At 64.0% G+C, this 3,332-nt stretch carries 4 protein-coding genes and 1 pseudogene; all 5 read right to left on the bottom strand.

Annotated elements, in window-relative coordinates; genetic code table 11:
• Positions 1-191: pseudogene (locus GTP55_RS29060) on the bottom strand (flagellar biosynthetic protein FliO); the annotation flags it as partial.
• Positions 188-625, bottom strand: coding sequence for a flagellar motor switch protein FliN (fliN, locus tag GTP55_RS29055; protein ID WP_161048243.1), 438 nt, complete (start codon positions 623-625; stop codon positions 188-190). The pseudogene GTP55_RS29060 and the gene fliN, both read right to left, overlap by 4 nt.
• 16 nt (positions 626-641) lie before the next feature.
• Entirely contained in the window at positions 642-1,625 is a 984-nt protein-coding gene (fliM, locus tag GTP55_RS29050; RefSeq protein WP_161048242.1) for a flagellar motor switch protein FliM, read from the bottom strand.
• A gap of 25 nt (positions 1,626-1,650) precedes the next feature.
• The gene (gene fliL, locus GTP55_RS29045; protein WP_161048241.1) at positions 1,651-2,166 is read right to left on the bottom strand and encodes a flagellar basal body-associated protein FliL; all 516 of its coding nucleotides are present in this window, start codon (positions 2,164-2,166) and stop codon (positions 1,651-1,653) included.
• A gap of 203 nt (positions 2,167-2,369) precedes the next feature.
• The coding region (locus GTP55_RS29040) for a flagellar hook-length control protein FliK (RefSeq protein ID WP_161048240.1) at positions 2,370-3,332 on the bottom strand (963 nt) is incomplete at its 5' end.

Raw genomic sequence — 3,332 nt, 5'->3', positions numbered from 1 at the left:
GGCGCGGTGGCATCGGCTGGCGCCGGCGTGGCGGCTGGATTGACGCTGGAGGCTTGCGCGGCAGCGGCAGCGGCGGCCGGGGTGGCGGCATGGGCGCCGCCGATGGTGCCCGACACCGAGTGCTGGGCCATCGCAGGCGCGGCGGCCAAGGCCGCCGCGATGATCAGGGAGGAAATCAGTCCGAGCTTCATTTATTCAATTTTCGGATACGTTCGGAAGGCGTGATGATGTCGGTCAGGCGGATACCGAACTTGTCGTTCACCACCACCACCTCGCCCTGGGCGATCAGGCAGCCGTTGACCAGCACGTCCATCGGTTCACCGGCCAGGCCGTCCAGTTCCACCACCGAGCCCTGCGCCAGTTGCAGCAGGTTCTTGATGGCGATCTTGGTGCGGCCCAGTTCCACCGTCAGCTGGACCGGGATGTCGAGGATGAAGTCGATATCGTTATGGGTTTCGGTCTTGCTCGGCGTGCCGGAAAAATCCTTGAACACGGCGGCGCTGGCCGCTTGCGACGCGGCTTGCTGCTTTTCCAGCGCGGCCGCTTCGGCCTGCGCCTGCTCGGCGATCGCCGCACCCCATGGATCGTCATCGTCCAGCGGTTGATCGTCTTGATTGTCCGACATGTTAGCTCTCCGGTATCTATTTATTTAAGTGATCGGCGTTGGCGAGCAGCTTCTCAACCTTGAGCGCGTACTGGCCGTTCATGACGCCATAGCTGCAATCCATGACCGGCACGCCGTCCACGGTGGCAGAGATGAATTCCGGGATCGACAACGGGATGATGTCGCCGACCCGCATGTTGAGGATCTCGTCGAAGTTGACCCGGGCCGTGCCCAGCGACGCCACCAGCTCGACCTCGGCGATCTGGATCTGCTGCGTCATCAGGCGGATCCAGCGTTTGTCCACTTCCAGCGCCTCGCCTTGCAGGCTGGAGGTCAGCGAGTCGCGGATCGGTTCGATCATCGAGTACGGCATGCAGAAGTGGATCTGGCCCGACACCGAGCCCAGCTCGACGGTGAAGGTCGACGCCACCACCACCTCGTTCGGGGTGGCGATGTTGGCGAACTGGGTATTCATTTCCGAGCGGATGTATTCGAACTCGACCGGGTAAACCGGTTCCCATGACTTGGTGTAGGCCTCGAACACGATGTCGAGGATGCGCAAAATGATGCGCTGCTCGGTCTGGGTAAAGTCGCGCCCCTCGACGCGGGTGTGGAAGCGGCCGTCGCCGCCGAACAGGTTGTCCACCAGCAGGAACACCAGGCCCGGATCGAACACCATCAGGGCGGTGCCGCGCAGCGGCTTCATGTGCACCAGGTTGAGGTTGGTCGGCACCACCAGGTTGCGGATGAACTCGGAATACTTGGACACCCGCACCGAGCCGACCGACACCTCGGCGCTGCGGCGCAGGAAATTGAACAGGCCGACGCGCAGCAGACGGGCGAAGCGCTCATTGATAATCTCCAGCGTCGGCATGCGGCCGCGCACGATACGTTCCTGGGTCGCCAGGTTGTAGTTGCGGACGCCAGCGACGTCTTCCGCCGCCGCGACATCGTCCTGGTCGCCGTTGACGCCCTTTAAAAGGGCGTCGACTTCTTCCTGGGAGAGAAAATTATCAGCCATGGGGTGCGCTCTGCTTGCTTTGTACTTACTGAATGATGAATGACGTAAACAGCACGTCTTCGATTTCCTGCGGCGAACCACGGTCTTCAAACGGTTCTCTCAGCGCCGTGATGATTTCCTTGGCCAGCTGGATCTTGCCTTCCGGCGTGTTGATGTCGGCGGCGTGCTTGGCCGACAGCAGCAACAGGATGCGGCTGCGCACCTTGGCCATGTTTTTCTTGACCTCTTCCTGGGTTTCGGGGTCGGCCAGCTGCAGCGAGAATGCCACTTGCAGGTACTGGTCGGCGCCGCTCTCGCCCGGTTGCAGGTTGACGGTAAATGGTTCGACCGGTTCGTAGATCGCCGGGCCGCTCGGTTTCTTGGATTTCTTTTTCTTGGACGGCGCCTCGTCGTGGTCTTCGGCATCGGCTTTGCCGTGCAGGAAGAACCAGGCCGCACCGCCGCCGGCGGCGCCCAGCACCAGCACCACGGCCAGAATGATGATGATCAGTTTTTTGCTGCCACCGCCGGCGGGTGCTTCAACTTTCTGATCGGCTTTCATTTTTGCGTTCGCTTTCAAAAGTAGCCCTTCATGTTGCGGAGTGTTTCACGCCGCCATTATGTCATTATCGGTCGCGCCAAGGCAGACGGAAGCGCCGAAAAGAGGGGCGTTCCCGGTGCTGCTTGACATTTCCCTAGTGTAACAGACAACAAAACCGGGAGGGCGTCAGCGCCGGTCCCGGTTTGCACTGGTGGCCGTGCTGCTCAGGCGAAGGTATCGACCGCGCCGGCCGGCAGGCGGCGCACCGGCGGCGCGCTGCGGGCCGCCTCGGCCTGGGTATTGGTGTCGCGCCCGTAGCTGCCCCCCGCGCGGCCGTTACCGCCACCGTTGCCACCGCTCTGCGCCGAGCTGGCTTGTTGGCTGAAGCTGCTGTTGCTCTGATCCGACATGCTGGACGAGACAGTTGCGCTGCCCAGCTGGATACCGGCGTCGCTCATCATTTCCTTCAGTTTCGGCAGTGCGTTTTCCAGCGCCTGGCGCACTTCCGGCGCGGCCGAGCTGAAGGCGGCGGTGGCCTGGTCCTTGTTGACGCTCAATACCACCTGCAGCGGCCCCAAGTCTGGCGGATTCAGCTCCATGGTGGCGCTCTGTTCGCCGCCGGCGGCCATGAAGATGATTTTCTGGCCCAGTTGCTGGTCCCAGCCCTGGCTGCCGACGCGGCTGCTGAGCTTGTCGGTCGGCACGGCGGTGGCGGCCTTGGCGATCTCCTGCGCCGCATGGCTGGCGGTCGGCGCGATGGTGATCGCGGCTTGTTCCTTCAGCGTCGCGGCGGCCTCGGCGTTGGTGGTGGTGGCTTTCGGCGCGGCGGCCAGCTGGGCCGGATCGGCGGCAGCCTGCTGTTGCTGCTGGGTTTGCGAGACTTGCTGCTGGGCGTCAGTCTTCGGCGTGGCCTTGGTTTCGATCTGGTTGATGGCATCGGCGCCGGTTTTTGGCGCGGCGGCATCGGCCACGGCGGCGTTGTCGGCCGGCTGCGCGGCGGCCTTGGCGCCGTCGGCAGCATCGCCCGCCACGGTGGTGGCGACGGTCACCGGTTTGAGACTGTCGGTGCCATCGCCCTTGCCGGCAGCGGCTTTCGCAGCGGCAGCGGCGGCCAGGGCCGCGGCATCGGCGGCGCTGTGCGGGGCGCTGCCGGCCTTGCCCAAGGCGGTCTTGAAGCCGGCCGCGTC

Origin of the sequence: Duganella margarita, assembly GCF_009857535.1 — a bacterium.
Lineage (GTDB): Bacteria > Pseudomonadota > Gammaproteobacteria > Burkholderiales > Burkholderiaceae_D > Rugamonas > Rugamonas margarita.
The sequence above is the reverse complement of the archived record's forward strand: the minus strand, read 5'-3'. Positions and strand labels throughout refer to the sequence as shown.